The 17,547-nt window shown below is 51.6% G+C and carries 21 protein-coding genes; 1 reads left to right on the plus strand and 20 read right to left on the minus strand.

Annotated features, from left to right (window positions below; translation table 11 throughout):
* Positions 1 to 2 precede the first annotated feature (2 nt).
* The 7 genes from WBJ47_RS02665 to WBJ47_RS02695 all read right to left on the minus strand — a co-directional run bounded on the left by WBJ47_RS02665 (position 3) and on the right by WBJ47_RS02695 (position 7,297).
* Positions 3 to 449: a hypothetical protein gene (locus WBJ47_RS02665; protein WP_422246126.1), complete on the minus strand. Its 447-nt coding sequence runs from the start codon at positions 447 to 449 to the stop codon at positions 3 to 5.
* Positions 450 to 504: 55 nt separating this feature from the next.
* On the minus strand, positions 505 to 1,821 hold the full coding sequence (locus tag WBJ47_RS02670; RefSeq protein ID WP_422246124.1) for a phage major capsid protein: 1,317 nt from the start codon (positions 1,819 to 1,821) through the stop codon (positions 505 to 507).
* Between the two features lie 123 nt (positions 1,822 to 1,944).
* A complete protein-coding gene (locus WBJ47_RS02675; RefSeq protein ID WP_422246123.1) occupies positions 1,945 to 2,871 on the minus strand; it encodes a S49 family peptidase in 927 nt (308 codons plus the stop codon).
* Positions 2,868 to 4,376, minus strand: a complete 1,509-nt coding sequence (locus tag WBJ47_RS02680; RefSeq protein ID WP_422246121.1) for a phage portal protein — start codon at positions 4,374 to 4,376, stop codon at positions 2,868 to 2,870. Before WBJ47_RS02680 ends, WBJ47_RS02675 begins: the two co-directional genes overlap by 4 nt.
* Positions 4,377 to 4,380: 4 nt before the next feature.
* Positions 4,381 to 6,093 carry a terminase large subunit gene (locus WBJ47_RS02685; protein ID WP_422246120.1) on the minus strand — a complete coding sequence of 571 codons (1,713 nt, stop codon included), beginning with the start codon at positions 6,091 to 6,093 and terminating at the stop codon, positions 4,381 to 4,383.
* A 4-nt stretch (positions 6,094 to 6,097) separates the two neighbouring features.
* Positions 6,098 to 6,559 (minus strand): phage terminase small subunit P27 family, encoded by a 462-nt coding sequence (locus WBJ47_RS02690; RefSeq protein ID WP_422246119.1) that lies wholly within the window; start codon positions 6,557 to 6,559, stop codon positions 6,098 to 6,100.
* A 351-nt stretch (positions 6,560 to 6,910) separates the two neighbouring features.
* Positions 6,911 to 7,297: an HNH endonuclease gene (locus WBJ47_RS02695; RefSeq protein WP_422246118.1), complete on the minus strand. Its 387-nt coding sequence runs from the start codon at positions 7,295 to 7,297 to the stop codon at positions 6,911 to 6,913.
* Positions 7,298 to 7,403: 106 nt separating this feature from the next.
* Here WBJ47_RS02695 and WBJ47_RS02700 point away from each other — a divergent pair, with 106 nt between their 5' ends.
* Complete coding sequence (locus tag WBJ47_RS02700; RefSeq protein WP_422246116.1) at positions 7,404 to 7,880, plus strand: DUF3489 domain-containing protein; 477 nt, start codon at positions 7,404 to 7,406, stop codon at positions 7,878 to 7,880.
* On the opposite strand, the gene WBJ47_RS02705 is transcribed toward WBJ47_RS02700, so the two are convergent.
* The 13 genes from WBJ47_RS02705 to WBJ47_RS02765 all read right to left on the minus strand — a co-directional run bounded on the left by WBJ47_RS02705 (position 7,862) and on the right by WBJ47_RS02765 (position 17,545).
* Positions 7,862 to 9,127 (minus strand): DNA modification methylase, encoded by a 1,266-nt coding sequence (locus WBJ47_RS02705; RefSeq protein ID WP_422246114.1) that lies wholly within the window; start codon positions 9,125 to 9,127, stop codon positions 7,862 to 7,864. The genes WBJ47_RS02700 and WBJ47_RS02705 overlap by 19 nt on opposite strands.
* A 12-nt stretch (positions 9,128 to 9,139) precedes the next feature.
* A complete protein-coding gene (locus WBJ47_RS02710; RefSeq protein WP_422246150.1) occupies positions 9,140 to 9,502 on the minus strand; it encodes an HNH endonuclease signature motif containing protein in 363 nt (120 codons plus the stop codon).
* A 469-nt stretch (positions 9,503 to 9,971) separates the two neighbouring features.
* On the minus strand, positions 9,972 to 10,388 hold the full coding sequence (locus WBJ47_RS02715; protein WP_422246113.1) for a DUF6362 family protein: 417 nt from the start codon (positions 10,386 to 10,388) through the stop codon (positions 9,972 to 9,974).
* A complete protein-coding gene (locus tag WBJ47_RS02720) occupies positions 10,381 to 10,593 on the minus strand; it encodes a hypothetical protein (protein WP_422246111.1) in 213 nt (70 codons plus the stop codon). Before WBJ47_RS02720 ends, WBJ47_RS02715 begins: the two co-directional genes overlap by 8 nt.
* Positions 10,590 to 11,060: a crossover junction endodeoxyribonuclease RuvC gene (locus WBJ47_RS02725; protein ID WP_422246109.1), complete on the minus strand. Its 471-nt coding sequence runs from the start codon at positions 11,058 to 11,060 to the stop codon at positions 10,590 to 10,592. The genes WBJ47_RS02720 and WBJ47_RS02725 overlap by 4 nt, the downstream gene beginning before the upstream one ends.
* Positions 11,061 to 11,182: 122 nt before the next feature.
* A complete protein-coding gene (locus WBJ47_RS02730) occupies positions 11,183 to 13,450 on the minus strand; it encodes a phage/plasmid primase, P4 family (protein WP_422246108.1) in 2,268 nt (755 codons plus the stop codon).
* Entirely contained in the window at positions 13,443 to 13,652 is a 210-nt protein-coding gene (locus WBJ47_RS02735) for a DNA-binding protein (RefSeq protein ID WP_422246106.1), read from the minus strand. The genes WBJ47_RS02730 and WBJ47_RS02735 overlap by 8 nt, the downstream gene beginning before the upstream one ends.
* A complete protein-coding gene (locus tag WBJ47_RS02740) occupies positions 13,639 to 14,385 on the minus strand; it encodes a hypothetical protein (protein WP_422246104.1) in 747 nt (248 codons plus the stop codon). Before WBJ47_RS02740 ends, WBJ47_RS02735 begins: the two co-directional genes overlap by 14 nt.
* On the minus strand, positions 14,382 to 14,867 hold the full coding sequence (locus tag WBJ47_RS02745; protein WP_422246102.1) for a DUF6511 domain-containing protein: 486 nt from the start codon (positions 14,865 to 14,867) through the stop codon (positions 14,382 to 14,384). The genes WBJ47_RS02740 and WBJ47_RS02745 overlap by 4 nt, the downstream gene beginning before the upstream one ends.
* 10 nt (positions 14,868 to 14,877) lie before the next feature.
* A complete protein-coding gene (locus WBJ47_RS02750) occupies positions 14,878 to 15,495 on the minus strand; it encodes a hypothetical protein (protein ID WP_422246101.1) in 618 nt (205 codons plus the stop codon).
* Between the two features lie 3 nt (positions 15,496 to 15,498).
* Positions 15,499 to 16,314 (minus strand): ATP-binding protein, encoded by an 816-nt coding sequence (locus WBJ47_RS02755; protein ID WP_422246099.1) that lies wholly within the window; start codon positions 16,312 to 16,314, stop codon positions 15,499 to 15,501.
* The gene (locus tag WBJ47_RS02760) at positions 16,314 to 17,063 is read right to left on the minus strand and encodes a Bro-N domain-containing protein (RefSeq protein WP_422246098.1); all 750 of its coding nucleotides are present in this window, start codon (positions 17,061 to 17,063) and stop codon (positions 16,314 to 16,316) included. The genes WBJ47_RS02755 and WBJ47_RS02760 overlap by 1 nt, the downstream gene beginning before the upstream one ends.
* A gap of 2 nt (positions 17,064 to 17,065) precedes the next feature.
* Positions 17,066 to 17,545, minus strand: a complete 480-nt coding sequence (locus tag WBJ47_RS02765; protein ID WP_422246096.1) for a hypothetical protein — start codon at positions 17,543 to 17,545, stop codon at positions 17,066 to 17,068.
* Positions 17,546 to 17,547: the final 2 nt, after the last annotated feature.

Here is a 17,547-nt window from a genome sequence, read left to right on the forward strand (position 1 = left end):
ATTTAGAGCACCTGAATCACATCGCTAGAATTAGCAACGTCCGCGGGTGCGTAAAGGGGATTTACGCCCAGAAGCTGAGCACTAATTTGGGATGCGGCTACAGCTACAGTGACCGCCAGGCGTACAAACCCATAGTCGTTAGACAAGTCAAAGTCAGCAGGGCTAAAGTTCACCAATACCTGCTTGTTTTCTCCGGTTGCTTTGACGATTTGAGTAATGGATTTACCTGTTACGTCTTTGGCACCGGTGCCGGATGCATCTTTGGCTTGCTGCAACTTAGCGTCAACGGTAGCGTTGGTGCCAAGTGTGCCAGTTTGCACGATCGCTAAAAGATCGTGAAACGCAGCCATGGAGATCCAGTCCGTGGTCGCGGTTCCTGCCGCTTGTGAGGCTGGGTCAATGGTGGCGAGCACTGCGAGCAGTTCGCTGCCTTTTGCATTTGGATACATTTATTAACTCCGAATTTAAATTGTGAGGTTTTGCTTGTGTGCATTTGCACGCAGATTAGCGAGCTCCAAGCTGGATAAAGGGCGAGAGCGTGGCGCTTCCCTTAGCTGGTGACATCGGGGCCGCGATCTTTGACTGACCATCCATGCGAAACGTCGTACGGAATGCGGTCAGGTCCGCATCGAAGTACAGATGCATCGAGGTAGCCGTTTGTAAGCCGCCCGCTTTGGTGATCGTCTGGTAGTAGGAGAGATCGGCAAGCAGAACATCACCCTGACCAGAGAAGGTATTCGCGTGTTGAGAGACAAAGACTGGGCGACCGAGCAACGTGCCATAGGGCGAGACTTGTATGCTACCGACGTTTAAGCCCGTAGGCAGGTAGATCGGGTAGTTGCCAAGGGTGAGCGTAAAGAGCGCGGGCAGCACATCGTTATTGACGATCCACACCGCTTTGGCAAAGGATGCGGGAGGCAGGCGCGAGATCATCTTGGCCAAGTTCTGGGCAAGAAGCGTCTGAGTGGCCTGTCCTGACTCCTTAGCTACGGTGACCGTTGTTGCACTTCCCATGCACCCTACGGGCACACCTGTTCCCGAGCCAAAGAGAATCGATTCGTTGGTTTTCCAGCGAATGGAGGTAGCGATCTTGTCTGGCAGGTAGGTCGAAAGCGCATTGGTGTCATCCAGCAACTCATCTGTGACAGGTACCAGGGCCATGAGTTTTTTCAGGCGCAGGGTTGAAAGTCCGAGAACTGGCTTGGTGCTCACAGCAGGCGTTGCTTCACCTTGCCAGTAGGCACGAATACCGTTGCTGCCCCAAGGTGTGGTTTCGTCCTTTGGGAATGCCATGGTGTTGCCGGTAATCTCTACGTTATCGGTCAGCGGCAAAAGGGAGTCTTCACCAAGCGAGAGCTGGAAAATTTCCTGTGCAAACTGGGGAGGCACGAGAAATCCACCATCTTGAGCGGAACCTTCGTTACCGAAGTTCGAAGCACTTGCCGCACCGCGGCCAGACCCAATTAAAAGGCGCTCATCAATCGAGCTGCTGGGCTTTTGCGCCTGGCAGACCGTTTTAAGAAACTCACCCACACTCTTAAATCCATGTTTGGGATCCGATGCGAGATTGTCGATTACGGTGATGACTGAGGAACTAGCCAGTTGAGAGGAGTGATTCAGGTGCGCTTCCTCTGCGATGAGAGAGGCTTCACGATCAATGGCAGCAGAACTTGCCTCGATTCTTTCCTTTAATGCTTCAAAAGCACTGACTTCATCTGCATTCATGTCGCGATCTTCTGCGGCTGCGATATCGGTCAATGTACGGGCGTCCTTAACAAGGGATGCTTTTCGAGCCTGAAGCTCACGTAATTGCTTACTCATAGGTATTTCTCCTGAAATAAAAAAACCGCCTTGGTCAACATGACTAAAGGCGGTGAAAGGCGAGCGACCAACGGGTCGCAAGTGATGGACGCCCTCAATGGAGGGCAAGTTAAAAAATATTCGTTAGATCAAGGCGAGTGCATTACGCGCCCGCTTTAATTGAGACTGATTGCTAAGGGTATTGCCTCGAACATTGGCTTGCATCTTGGCAAGCACCTCATCATAGGTTGCGATACCGTCCACCATGTTCTGAGCAAGTGCTGCTTGTGCACCTAGAATGCGGCCTTCGCCCATACCCGTTTGAACGTCCTGAATTGATGCACCACGCCCGACGCTGACGGCTTGAACGAAAGCGTTGTAATAGTCATCGACGCGGGATTGCATAAAGGCTTGCGCTTGCTCATCGAGCGGCACATACGGATTACCTTCAACCTTGAACTTGCCCGCAGAGATAAGAGTGGGTTTAACGCCATCCTCTTCAAACGCCTTTGAGTAATCAAAATGGGCTTGCCACACACCGATTGAGCCTACTTCGCCACCAGGGGTCACATAAAACTCACTTGCTGAGCACCCAATCCAATAGGCAGCAGAGGCTGCCAAGCTATTGGCAATTGCAATAACGGCCTTTTGCTCTCTTGCCTGGATGATTTCGTGCGCGAGTTCACTTACGCCATAGACGCTTCCACCTGGACTATCGATGTCGATCAGGATTTGGCCGACCGAGCTATCTGCAAGTAATTGCCGAAGCGCCGTACAAAATTGCTGCGTGCTCGTGCAACCCGGACCAGATATGTCATCAACCATGTTTGCTCGTTGCGTGATCACTCCATAGAGTGGAAGCACCGCAATGCTTGAGCCAGAGTTTGCTGCGGCCATCTGTTTACGGGTATCGCGAATTACGCGATCGGCATTAATTTGAAACATGGTTTTCTCACTTGCCGCCTCTCCCACAGACCAGCGCGTCAAGATCCCCGTCATGGCTTGCAGTCGTTCGGGCATCAGTGCCCAGGGAGTAGTTAAAAACTCGGAAATCAGTAGCTGTTTGTTCATCGGTTCAGTCCAAATTGAATAAGAGAATCTGTCAGGGGTTTTTCTAGGAGTGGGCGCGCTTGTTGCTCTGCCCAATTCTCGACGTAAGCGGTATCAAATCCAAACGATTGAGCAATGAGTTCTATCTCTTTGACGCCGATAGAGCCTTTCTTGGCAATCCTTCTTGCCAGGCGGCTGGATGTTGACTGCACCAGCATGCGAAATCGCAAGCTGAGCTCGTGATCAATTGGTGCAGAAGGCAGGTTTGTGTTGTCTGAAGGCTCTGTGTCACTGCCTGGTACTTGGCTATCCTCTTTCTCTTCCTCCGCCTCTTCGGCATCCTCTTCTTCGACCATGTTTAAGGGGCGAAGTGGTTGATCGAGGCCTTGCAGTGGGTTGAGGTTTTCCGAAACTCGCGCTTCGTTACGGGTAAGCCATCCGTTTTGAATACCGCTCTGGTAGTAGGCCGAGCGACTTGCCGCATCGCCTCGCATAAGATTGGCAAAGTCGAACTCAATCTCGAGCTGGTCATCCTCGAGCATGAGATCAGACTCAATCGATGCCTCCCAGCGCTCAACCCAGGGCGTCATGGTGTGCATGACAAACTCCAGACTTTGCTGCTCAATATTGGAAAACGTCGCTCGATCCAGATCCGCAATCATGTGAGGGGGCACGCGAAACAGTCGGGCAATGTCTGTGATCTGAAATTTGCGCAACTCCAGAAACTGAGCATCCTTATTTGTGACACCCACTTCGTGAAACTTCATGCCGTTTTCTAATACGAGGACCTTGCCTCGGTTCGATCCAGCCTGGGCAGCTTGGTACGAGTCTCTGAATACGCGCTTGGCCTCGGCATCCTTAAATGCACCGGGAAACTCAATCCAGCCACCTGTGGGTTTGGCGTCGTTTCTAAAGAATCTCGCCCCATAGTCCTGAGCGGCAAGCGCCATGCCAAGACTTTCTCGAGCAAGCTCAATGGGGCTCATGCCCATGAGCCCATCAGACGAGAGTCCCCTTAAGTGCCAAATCCGACCTCGGGGCAATACCGTCTCATCGCCACTTTGCATCCGTACCCGATAGCGAAAGTCACCGTTATCCATGACTTCCATTCGTACATGGTCGGGGTGTAGCGGCATGAGCTCAGTAATTTCCCCTTTGAGGTTGGAGATAATCTGACAAAACGCGTTTCCCCTCATTGCCAGATGGCCTTGGAGCATTTCGCGCCACTCGAAGGGGTTTTGAAATCGATTGGGTCTGCGGGCTAATAAGTGATAGAGCCAGTGGTCGGTTACGCGGTCTTTCCCACCATCGGCTCTTTGGCGATAAATCACGAGCGGCAGCGACGCCATGGTCTCAGACAAGATGCGCACACAAGCGTAAACGGCGGAGAGTCTCAGTGCGCGATCGGGAGAGACTTGAATGCCGCTTGCGCTACGCGCAGCAACAGGTTCAAAAAAGAAATCTCCCCCCGCGGACCGATCATTGCTTGAAGCCTTGAATCGATCGAAGAAGTTAAATAGCCCCATTGTCTTAGAGCACCATCAACTCGTAGTCCGAACCGAGCACGATCGCATCGCCTGGTTTAATTGCACGTGAAATAGCCATAATGAGTGCGACGATGCCGTCGATTTTGTTTTCCGCTCTTTCTTTACGTGGATAGATGTTGTCTTTGGCATCCAGATGTGCCACGACGTTGCTCGCCATCCAGCTAAGGACAGGATCCCCATCGTGAATGAGTTTTTTCTGAAGCACGAGAGCTTCCAGTGTTTTCATAGGTTCTGAGAAATTCAGTACGGTAGGACGCAGCTCGATCATGGGTAGCCCCTCGCTTAGCATCCTGGTGGATAACTGCGTGGCCTGAAACGGATCAAAGGCGACGGCTTGCACTGCAAATCTTGAGACGAGATCAGATAGATCAGCTTCGATCCAGCTAAAGTCGATGACGTTTCCCGGTGTCACAGTCAGGCGCCCGCTACGCATCCAGCCCGAGTACTGACTGTTACCAGCGGCGTTGACTGTGTCCTCAGGTAGGTAATATTTACCTAATACAGCAAAGGCATCCGCAATTTCTGGGTGTTGAAACACCATGACGAGTGCGGCGATATCCGTTTTACTAGCCAGATCCAAGCCAATCCAGCAGGGCTGACCTACAAATGACTCAATATCTAAGTCTGGATTGCCACAAGCGTCCCAGGCACGCATATCCATCCAGGAGGTGTCTGCATTCACCCACTCGTTTAAGTGCTTGGTCTTAAAGTTATTGACCGCACTGGGCAACTGCATGGCCTTGGCCTGCAATGGGACCAGAATTTCAGATCGTACCGAGATGCCCCAGTTGGGATTGGCTTTGATTAGCGAAGTCTCGCTTGTCCAGTCATCACTATCATCAAGGCCATAGATAATTCCAAACTGACTGTCATCTTCAAAGACGCCATCCAGTAGTTTGGTGACAAAGCTTCTGACTTCGTAACAAATTCCTGCGCGATTGGATCCAGCTGTTGTGATTACCCATAAAAGCGAGTTGTCCCGCTTGCCGGTTCCTGTCTCTACAACGTCATAGACGGTTCGGGTCTTATGGGCGTGTAGCTCATCGATGCAGCCAAAGTGAATATTCAAACCATCCAGGGTCGAGCCTTCAGCCGAGAGCGCTTCAAACTTAGAGCCCGAGGCCAGCACGTTCATGTTGTGGGCACCGACGTTTACGTTAAAGCGATTACGAAATCCTGGACTTTTGCGTGCCATGGTCTGCGCATCTCCAAATACGATGCGCGCCTGATCGCGTGTCGTGGCAAGCGAGTACACCTCGGCGCCTCCCTCGCGATCTGCGGCCAGCATATATAAGGCCAGCGCTGAGGAGAGAGTGGATTTAGCATTACCTCGCGGCACCTCAATATAGGAGCGACGAAACCTGCGTTTTCCATCTGATTTGACCCAGCCAAACACCGTGCTTAGGATAAAAACCTGCCAAGGTTCAAGCGTAATCAACTCGCCTGCTAGAGGACCTTTAACGTGGGGCAGGCGCTCAATGAATCCACAAAGATTATCAGCGGGTGCAAAGCTGCGGCCTTCTTTGTCTTTAAGCTTTGGGTTAAAGCGGTAGGGGCTTGATTTCCCTTTGAATTTTGCCAGATCATTTAACTGGCGCTTACACGCCATTTGGACCCAGCGGCAAGAGATGATTTCACCTGCAGCGACAGCTTCTGCATATTGCTTGGCTATCACGACATAGTTTTCTGAAGGCATATACTCAGCCTGCAATATCAGCCCAGGGATCCATATCTTGATCGGCTGTCTCCATGGGTAATGAAACACGTGAGCGTGACGCAGGAGTAAATCCCATCTCTATGGCTGCTTTGGTCATGATTTGAGCTTGCTTGTTTGCAATCGCAAGATATGGAGATTGCATCGGTACTCCGGTATTTGGTGCCTTAACCAGCAGTCCTGTCTTAGCTATGCCTGTTTGAGCCTTTCGATACAAGTCTGCGGCGCAAGCCCAGACTTCCAGCACAGACATGTCCAGACGCTTTAATAAATGAGGAGGCGCACACTCGAGTGCATAGCGCCATGCTGATTTAGCACCTTCAGGCATATAGTCTGGAGGATCAACAAGTTCTCCCTCAGGCTTTGGTTCTCTTAAATTAAGGCGACTCTTTTGAAGAGTTCCTTTGATCCGTTTTATAGTGGTGGGGAGTGGTTTGCGACCGGCCATATTCAATTAATGGAAGATGTCAATGAATCCAATAGATTTTTTGCCTCCAGGCTCGTATCGTGTATACGGCGAGGACAATAAAATTATTGTGCGAAGAATGTGTGGTGGTTTTTTAAATTCACCTGTTGCCCTTACTGAAGAACAAGCGAATGTAATGAGCGCTGAAGCTTGTTGTGCAATATTGAGAAAGGAATTAGGGAGTAAGAGACTAATCTTACATATTGAAAATTCATCAGACGGAGTAATTACCAATCGATGGACTCAATTTTCTTCTTAACCCCCCCCTTGTTTCAATTTGCACGCGCAAAAATTTGATTAGGGCCACGCACCAGAGCGCGGCAACTGTAGGGATTAAGACCCCCTAGGGGGGTATAAGCGGCTTGCTGCGGTTTCACGTGCGGTCTTTCGGTTATGACAAGACACGCAAAGTGCCTGCAGGTTTGACCAATCGAAACGTAAGCCGTTTTCCTTGATAGGTTGGATATGATCAGCCACCACACCAGGTGTTGTGCTGCCAAGCGCCTCACAGGCCTTACACACGGGATGCTCGCGCAAGAAGGCCGCACGCACAGATCGCCAGCGAGGTGACTGATAAAAGCCTCGTTCGGTATCAAACCCACGGCGTGCACGGCCATACTCACGATGCACTGCGGCGCGGTGTTCGTTACAAAAGCCAGGCGCGCTCAGTAGTGCTCGACAACTGGGGTATCGGCAAGGAGTAGGTGCACTTGTTGGCATAAGTCAACAGATAAAAGATTTATTTCAACAATCAAAAAGGACTTGGCTTATCTGCGGATTGAAGCGTTCATACAGACACCATCAACTGATCCTCAAGGAGATCAACATGTCTACAAGCCTGACCGCTACGCAACAACAAATTCTTAACTATGCTCACGAGCACACAGAAGGCAAGATCACCTGGTACCCAGACAACATTAAGGGCGGTGCACGTCAGAAGATCACGGAAAGTCTGGCCAATCGCGAGTTGATTGTCTGCAAGCGAAAGGTATGGTTTATTACGGCTCAAGGCTACGATGCGCTTGGGTTACCTCGTAAAAGCCCTGTCACCAAACAAGCGATTGAGACGGTTGTTAAAGAAGCAACCGCTTTAGGTTCTCGAGCAAACAGCAAGCAAGCTCAAGTCATTGCAATGCTCAAGAGTCCAGAGGGAGCAACGCTAAAGAAAATCTGCGAAGAGACCGGCTGGCAACAACACACGGTTCGTGGTGCCTTTGCTGGTGCGTTCAAAAAGAAGCTTGGTCTGAACATTACATCCACAAAAGAACCTGGAGCCGAGCGCGTCTATAAAGTTACGACCTGAGCTGAATTGGTTACATCTATAAACTTCGCGCCATCCGTGGCGCGTTTTGCTTCTTTACCCGTGAAGTCTTGCCAGCGCTTGACGATGACATCCACATACTTTGGGTCAAGTTCAATCAGTCGAGCGCGTCTGCCTGTCTTCTCGCAAGCGATAAGGGTGGTGCCTGAACCACCAAAAGGATCGAGCACGAGGTCTTGCGTCTTGCTGCTATTGCGTACAGCACGCTCGACTAATTCGACTGGTTTCATCGTAGGGTGCAGATCGTTCTTGTGGGGCTTCTTGATGTTCCAGACGTCACCCTGGTCCCTTGCTCCGCACCAGAAGTGATCAGCACCTTCACGCCAGCCGTAGAGGATTGGTTCGTATTGCCTTTGATAGTCGGCACGACCTAGGGTGAATGTGTTCTTAGCCCAGATGATGAAGGTAGACCAGCGGCCGCCTGCCTCACGGAAGGCTGCCTGAAGTGTGTCGAGCTCACTTGAGCTCATGGCAATGTATACCGCGCCTTTGGTCACGTTCAGTACGTTCTTGCAGGCAGCAACCAGGAAGGTTCCAAACTCGATTCCAAGGTTGTCATTGAGGATCGGACGGTTTTTACCGCGCATCTTGTCCTTGGCAGTATTGGCGTAGTTGACGTTGTAGGGTGGATCGGTGAATGTCATGTCTACGAGCTCGTCGCCTAAGAGTGCCTGATAGTCCTCAGGCTTGGTGGCATCGCCACAAATCAACTTGTGCTCGCCAAGCAACCAGATATCACCTGTGCGTGAGATCGGATTTTCAGTGACTTCCGGGACCGCATCATCGTCAGTTAATCCATCCTCAGAAGTCTCTCCGCCTGCAATCAAGGCATCCCACTCTTCAGGCGAAAAACCAGTCAACGCAAGATCAAACCCTGCGTCCTTGAGTTCGGTTAATTCTATGCCTAGTAACTCATCGTCCCATTCGGCCCAAGTGGCAGATCGATTGGCAAGGATGCGAAATGCCTTGATTTGTGACTCGGTAAGCTCGTCTGCCAGAACTACAGGAACGCTTTGAAGTCCCATTTTTAAGGCTGCTTTCAGGCGCAGGTGTCCATCAATGACTTCACCTGTGCTCTTGGCGACGATTGGAATACGAAAACCAAACTCGCGAATCACTCCCGCCATTTGCTCAATTGCGTGATCGTTTTTTCTTGGATTTCTAACATATGGCAATAACTTGTCTGTCGGCCACAGTTTGATCTGATCTGCCAATTGCGTTTGACTCATCTGTTTTGATTCCTAATTAATCGCTAAGATTTTGACGTTCATTTTTGCCAAAACACTGCACACAGTGTTGATTGCTTTATCTATCGAGCTGCGACTAACTTTGTAGAATTTTGCAAGTTCAATGCGAGAGTTTTTGAAAAATTTATGTAGAACATAGATGGCCACATAGTCGTCTTTGAAAACTTTTCGTGTTCCCCATCGCAGGGTCCCATAGTCTGGTGCGGTACCGTGAATTTGTTTATGCTTCGCGTTCTCTGAACGTGTAACCCAGGCAAGATTACTTGGTGTGTTATTCATCGGATTGCCATCCAGATGTCCGACCTCATGATCTTTTGGGGGTTGGCCATGAAAAGCAATACAGACGAGTCTATGCACTGCGCACTTTGGACCCTCTTGCCCAAGCTGAACATATTGATAGCCAGGCCCTGCTAGCCAGGGCTTTAATATGCGCCCTGTGATTCTGCATGTTGAACTTCCACCGCGCCCATTGGATCTGATGATCGAGCGTGATGTGGATCGTATGCTTCCGTCACTCCCTGCCATGTAGCCGTGTGCAGATTCGATCGGACGATACTCAATGGTCAATGGGTTCATTGGATTTGAAAAAAGAAAACCCGCCGGATGTGATCAGGCGGGTTGAATTTGGGGTGTTGAACGAGGGTCAAATAAGGTTCAAAAAGAGCTGCTCTTTGCTACTCACACCTCTGTCCAGAAGATAGCAGAAATCTTATCCTAAAACACCCCAAAGTGTTGCACGCTCATTTTTCGCTCTATTACCCGCATGACCGATGATGCACGCTCATTTCCGCTAAAACACGCTAATTTCCTCACCGAAAATGCTTGATTAGTGATGTTTTTGAATGCGTAGGGCTTGATCGTTTCGTGATTGATCATCCAGCGCTTGCACGAGTTTGAGAATCGTGGACTTCCAGTGTCGCCAGGCTGTGGTGCGACACAGACCAAAGCGCCTGCCGATTTCATCCCATGCATAACGCTCTGCTCGCATCCAAAGTAGTAGCCGTTCTTCTATCGTCAAGTACTTCATCCATCGCATGACCTCGAGCATTTGATCGATCTCTGCTGGACTTGGAGGTGCACGGTACAGGGGTATGTCGTCTCCTGCCATGCGCTCAAACTCCGTTCGGACAATGATGGGCCACAGATTGAAGTGGGTCTGTAACCGAACGGCAGGCAGCCGATGTGCTGTGCGACTGGCGCGAACGATCTGGGTAGCCACTTCTTCACTTGTCCATTCACTCATCACAAACCTCAGGCTTCAAGCCGTAGAGTCGATTGCCTATGCGTCGAATGCATTCTCGCTCGAACTCACTAAGCCGTTGATCTGTTTCGCACACTACAAGAATGTGCTCGTCTTGCCAGCCATCGCGCTTGATCACTTCAATATCGCTTGAGAGTGGTTGCAGACGAGCAAGCGGTGAGCGATAAGGTTGTTTTGTTGTTCTCATGGCTGCTCTCCCCTGAATTCAAGAGCCCAGTACAAAAGGGCGAGTGCATCAGCCTGGTTATCATCCGTCACGCAATGGTTGCGTGCCTGTGCGGCTTGAATCATTTGCTCTTTGCTCGCATTGCCTTTACCGGTAGCATGCTTTTTAATCGTTCCGACAGGAACACCTTCATACGCAATCTGATGGTGCTCACACCAAGCTGTCAGCTGGCCCATAAAACCTCCGTATGCGTGCGCGGCATCTACCCCTGCATGTCTGCGTACCTCTTCAAAAACAACCAGATTTATATCGGGTGCGCATTGCTTGATGTCTGTGAGCCAGCGCTTGAATCTTAAGAAGCGCATACCACCACCTTCAAAGCGCTGAGGTTTGAAGGATTGACTGCCGCTTGAAATCTTTGTATCCGCTTGTGCGATTGCCCAGCCTGTTGTTGTACCCAGATCCAGGGCGAGAATTGTTGTGTTCATTTCCACTCCGTTTTCGGTGTGGTGACGGATGGTGACGCACTTGACGGTTAACTCTCATATATGTGTGCGTACGCGCACGCGTAGGGGTTAATCAGTAAGTCTGTCACCATCCGTCACCATGTTTATTCGTTTGACTCGTAATAGTTGCGGCTGTAGGGTTTGGGCCGGACAAGGAGACCCTTGAACCCCCGCTTGCCTCCGTGAAGCCGCGTGGGCTCGAAATTGCGCGTAATCAGTAACTCGGAAAACCGCTTAATGGAGCCCACGTACTCGCCTGCGCGTTCGGCCCATTCACGCCAATTTGCGTACAAATCAGAGGACGCAACTTTTGCTTCGGGTGTTAAATCACAGCTTTCATCCATCCATTGACCGAGCGCATCCTCTGCTTCGAAATACTCTTCGGTGGCTGAAAGCACAGAAATAGGGGGCAATAATCCCTCGCGTTGCCAGGCAAGGCAGCCCTCGACTGCCCAGGCCAAAATGCCATCACGCTCGGCAAAGAGCTTTTCCGTGAGCTTCCCGTCCCGTCTTTCTGGCGGGATCGTGACCGTAAAGGGGATCAAGTGCAGACGACGCTTCATGGCCTCATCCACGTTGCGAATCGAGGGCTTGTGGTTGCCTGCAATGAGTAGCTTGAACTGTGGGATGTACTCAAAGAAGTCCTGTCGCATGAAGCGCGCCGATACCTTGTCGCCCCCCGTTATGGCTTTCACCTTGGACTCGTTCCAGCGTCTGCCCTGTTCGGTTTCCACAGACGCAACAAAGCGCGCGCCACGTAGACCTGCCAGATCCGTTGGGTGTCGATCTCCACGTGCATCCATGAACGTGTCCATGGGTGCGCTTGTCGCATAGTCGCCCAGGATGCTTGCCAGAGTGTTGACAAAGACGGACTTGCCGTTTGCACCGGTCCCGTAAAGAAAGAAGAGCGCGTGGGCGCTCGTGGCCCCTGTCAGGCAATAGCCTGCCATGCGTTGCAAGTACTCTTGCAACAACACATCACCTTCGGTGACATCGTTCAGAAAGGCCTTCCATTGCGGACAATTGCCTTTAGGGGTGGCGCAAGCGATCTTTGTCATGCGATCACCCCGATTATGAGCGCGCGTTACACCCTCGTGCAGGTTCACAACACCGCCTCGTGTATTGAGTAGAAAAATGTCCGCGTCCCACTCATCGCTCGTCGATGCATGCCTGCGATCAGTTCTGGCCAGGCGCTCAACGCCTCCGACCGTGCCGCTTGCCAGAAGCTTAGCGGCGAGTCGGTGCGCATCGACTTTTAGTGCTACCTCCCGACAGATCGAGCGAATCAGGTGATGTGACATCAACGTTTCATCCGGTTGCCAGCGACAACCGGTCCAGACAAGCCACTTTCCCCATGAGGCGCAATAACGCCAATCCTCCCCATAGCGCGACGTAAATGCCAAGGCGAGCGCATCGTCGGTGGCCCATACCGTCGCATCCTGAGAAGTCATCGCGTGCGGATTTTTGATGCACATGCGTGGGCCGCTGTTAATGAACGCCTCGAGCTCAAAACCTTCAGCGAGCGCATCGGCTGCATCCCAGCCATCTGCCTTGTCATCGGGTGGCAGGAGGACGTCGCACGTAAGGGCCTCCGCCGCAAGTGCTGCAAGCGCTGCTGCCATTGCGTACTCCCAGCCCGGCTTATCTCGATCCGGCCAGATCAGCACAGCTTTGCCAGATAAGGGTGACCAGTCTGTTTTATCCACGGGGGCGTTTGCGCCATGCATCGCCGTTGTTGCCGTGAGCCCTGCGTTAATTAAGGCTTGTGCACACTTTTCACCCTCAACGAGGATGACGCGTGCGGCATTAACCAGTCCAGGTTGGTTATAAAGTGGACGAGGATCGGGCGGGGCCATCTTTCGTCGCCTAGCGTCCCATGGTCGAAACTCTTTCTTGCCATCCGGTGGGTCATATCGATAGACCACGGCAATCAGATTTCCCTGCGCATCCAAGTAATCCCACTTTGCGGTCGCGGGCCCAAGCTCATCGACTGGTGCCACTTTCTTAGGCTTGCGCTTTTGTGTGGGTGGCGCCTGCCCAAGCAAATCGGCCGCGTAGTCCAGAACGCGCGGAAAATCATTCTGCACATCCGCGCCAAGATAGGCTGCAATTAGGCTAAAGATATCGCCCCCATCGCCTGTTGCGCGATCCGTCCAGAGTCCAGCCTTCTCGCCGTCAATGACTACCTCAAGACTGTCGCCCGGACTTCCTAGCACGTCACCAATCAGAAACTTCCCTCGCCGCCTTTTGCCAGCAGGAAATAGAACGTTCAACACCGACTCGATGCGATCGATTAGTGATGCACGCAACTGTTCTCTGATGAGGTCTGCATCTGCGCAAGCGGATGAGTCGTTATCATTAAAATCAAGCATCCGACTTCTCTCCCTGCGCTTGCATCCAGGCCATCAGTTCACTGACCTTGAAGCGGATCATTTTGCCGACCCGATAGTGCGGCACCCCAATGCGCTGGCGCTCTTTCGGGTGTGAGAGTAAGTACAAGGGGAGATTTATGCAGTGTGCTGCCTTGCGAGCATCCACCAACCGTTCGTTGAGAATTTGATTAACGTCGTTCATTATTTTGTCTCCAGCACCGGTCCTGCCATGCGCACATCCGGCATTCAAAATGAGTGGGATCTTGATAGGCGCGATTGAGTTGCTCACCTGCCTCAGTGGCAGTGATCACCTTGATAGCCCGATCTGACATACGTTGTGCAAGAACCGCATCAAACGGCACGAGTTCTGAGTAAATTTCCATCGTGTCAGCGTTGATAGCTGTAAAAATGGCAGGATTTTCGTGCAGTTCAAGATAGGCTTGGTACAGCACCACTTGAGCGTGATAGATTGGCTTTGATATAGCTAGCTTGTTCTTCTCCAAATCGCGCCAGGATTTGGATCCCAAACATTTGTTCTCCCAGAGCGCTGGATACTTAAAGCCTTCGGGTCCGGCAACAATGACGCCGTCAATATGTCCTTGCAGTCGACCATTGAGAGCAGAAAAGCCAAATTGTTCGCCATTTGGTTTGGTCGTTCTAAGATCAAATCCCGCATGACCCAACCACTGAATCATGCTGTCTTCGTTCAGGTGACCACGTTCAAAAATACGTAACAACCGTCCAGAGTGATTCCGACCTGAATCGACAGGTGCTTGGATAAACTCGTACTGCAGGGCACGCTCGCACGAAACACCTAAGCGCGATGCTCCCAGGTATGTTCTTGGACGTTGTTGCGCTTGTTGATGCTGAAGTCCAGCATCGACGAGTGCGCTGACTTGCTCCGAGATGCTTGAAGAAGAGTTAAAGTCCATCATTTTTTCCCTCCTTGAGTGTCCCAGGGCAGGTCATCTTTTATGTTCGCCAATGAGTGCGCCATTGGGTCGGGGGCAGGCGGCATACCGCGCACGGGTGGATATTTCGTTTTTTCGTGATGCTCCTGCATGGCATCGGTCCAGCAGGTCACGATTGCATCGATGACTTGCAAGGCTTCTGTTTCGGAATAATCACCGAGTGGTTTGTTAAAACCAATTTCACTGGCCGCTTCGCCAAAAGCCTTTAAACATTTCCTCATTGAGGCCAACTCAATATCAGTTGGATCAATCATGGCAACCTCCTTGAGACTCATTCGCCCATCGAGCACTCGCTGCCAGTTGCCGTACATCGTGTGAAAGATGTCCTGACAGCGTTGCGAGCAGAAAACCCAGTCGATTGGATAGCTCCGGGGGTTGCCCACGCCGTGACGAGTGTCGGCGTGGCGTAAACCCCGGGCTTGTCTTTTGCAAACCCAGCATTTCATTACTCCTCCCTTATTGAGCCCAGCTCGGTTTGCCTGATACAGCAGGGCGTGCGGGTTGCGCGGATGAAGGAGCTGCATTATTTGCAGGCGATGGCGTTTGATAGTTAGGTGCTGATTGCGTGCTTGGTGCACCTGGGCGCAAGTAGTCAGGCTGATCCGGTTCCACAGCGATCTTCACAACATTACGTAACTCACCACGACCATCTTTTTCAATATCAATCCGAGCTACAAACTCAAGGCCATCGATTTCATGAAACCCTTGAATGCGACGAGCCGCAGTAGCCTGAGCAGAGTTGTCCTGAGGGTGGACATTGCGCGAAGAGTTCAATGCGGCACGAATGAACGTGCGCCCCATATTTGCCCATGCAGGTCCTTTAGAACTATGCAGCCCGATGTTGGACCACATCTTGCGACGGGCGTAATTGCCTTCCAAGACAATGAATTCGCATGCGAGAAAAATGCTGCCGGTGTCAAATGTTTGCGTGGCATATCCACCGGTCCAGCCTTGCTCGGCATCATCGTGACCTCCGGGCTTGATTGTCATGCGCACGCGTGCAGCAGTGCCTTTTGGAATCAAATCAAATGATTGTTGTTGTTCGGCGTCGTTAAAATCGTTCCATGCAGACATGATTTATTCCTTATTTTTAGGTTGAGTTGCAGCAGCGCACTTGTCGATGAGTGCGAGCAAATTGGGGGCTTCAAGCATTTCGAGTTGCCCCGAGCGATCTTTGGCCGGAAAGCCATATGGGTTGAGCGTGTGGGTGACAAAGGCGCGGTAAGGCTCGCCATCGTCCGTTTTGATTTCGGCGAGTGTTACGACTTCGTCGACGATCCCAGGCAGTTCCGCAGCCGTCTTGGCGCCTTCAATCTGAGGGGTGAAAACCTTGCGATTAAAGTCATCCAATCGTTCATCGAGGATGGCTACAAACACAACGTGCTTGCCACGGGCGTGCTGCAAGTGCATGAGTGCTGAGAGCATTTCTGTTCCCAGTAACCCGTAAGCCCCGCGTACATCCGGTTTGCCTGTGCGCTCTGAAAGTGCCTGTGGTTGGCTTTTTGCCCATATCAGGGCCAGACGCGCCAGCACGGTGATGCTGTCAACGAAGTAGTACTCGTACTTCGTCAGTTGAGCTGGGTCGCCATATTGTTCGCACACGTGCTGGTAATGCGCCTGTGAGTAGGGCGCCTCTGTGGGCAGGGCAGGATTAGGACCTGCCAGAAAGACAACCAAATCACGGAACTCGGGCCAGGTTGATGGGCGCACGCAGTCACCACGCCAGTCTTTTACAGCGAGATCCCCGGCTTCAAGATCGACAAAGAGTGTCTTTTTTTCAGGCAAGGTTTTGAGCTGCGTTGTCTTACCAATGCCACTCTTGCCAAGCAGAACGAGCTTGACGCCTTTTTTCTCGCGCAGGCGCTGGTCAGCGGTAATGATGGGAAGTCCCATTACGCCACCTCACGCATTTCTTGAGCAACGCCCGGATTCCAGAGAATTTGGTATCCGCTATGTCCATTACGCGAATACGGCATGGCTTCTGCCCATGCTTCACCTGCATTAGTTAACTCCCACTCGTCGCGCTCATTTCGTAATTGGAGCCCTAAAGTGGCTAAGCGCAGATTGGTTGTTTTTGCAGACAGGCCAACCAGCTTGCCCAGTTGCGTTGCATTCAGGGAGCATATTGGCTCGTTGGCTGCAGGCAGCGCACGTCGCAATGTCTCAATTACAAGGCCCGTATTTTCTTGGATACATGTGAGAGTCGCAGCCATGGCGATCCCTGCTTTCACACCTGGAACCCTGGCTATAGCTTCGCCAATTAAGAGCAGCGAAGTGACTCGGTCTTGAGTTGGGGCGGGCAATGCACCTATTGAGGGCGCGACATAAGTACCGGTCTTGCGGATGGCAGGTAGAACCTCGTGGGTCACCCAACGCTTAAAGCGTTTCGCTTCAGATTTTCGGCTACCGAGTACCACAGAGTAAAGACCAGACTCATTGACTGTGGTCATCTCTTGGATTCCTCCAGGGGTGTGAATTGAATTCACACCCTTTTCATCGTCATCTAGCCGCTCGAGTGCCTTGCGGTCAAGACTAAGAGTGGCCAATACATCTGCTGCTACAAACCATGGCTCACCTTGCGCATCAGTCACGATCCGAACTTGTTGACCTTCAAAATCAAATGGGACGAGTTGCTGATTCATGATCAGACCTCCGAGTTGTTGGAAATGACGAACGAGGGTTTACCTGCCTCGACAGTGCGAGCGTCGGAAAACTGCTGCTGCAATGCTGGTGGCCACTTCGTGTACCGTGCTTCGGAAATGGACAACTTGATGTCGAGGTAACTTTCAATGGCCTCGCCCGATGCGACGATTCGTTCGGCGAGGATCTTGAGCTTCTTTTGATCCCATGAAACCTTCTTGGGCAGATCGAACTTCACGTGCAGACCATCGGCCTTGATGTGAGAGGTCCCGAAGTCACGGCCGTCAGCACGCAGGCTTTCGCGACCTTGTGCACCGAAGCGTTGGTCGAGAGCACCATCCAGTTTTGTTCGGGCCGCCTTGAGCCAGGCAATTGCCTGATCTAAATTGGTATCGACTTCCACCAGTTGCTGCGCTGGCAAGTTAGCGAGTTGAGAGACAGACATCTCGGCGATGTCCGCGGGGAAAATGGACAAGTCGTTCATCT

This window comes from Zwartia sp. (genome assembly GCF_049655405.1).
Taxonomy (GTDB): Bacteria; Pseudomonadota; Gammaproteobacteria; order Burkholderiales; family Burkholderiaceae_B; genus Zwartia.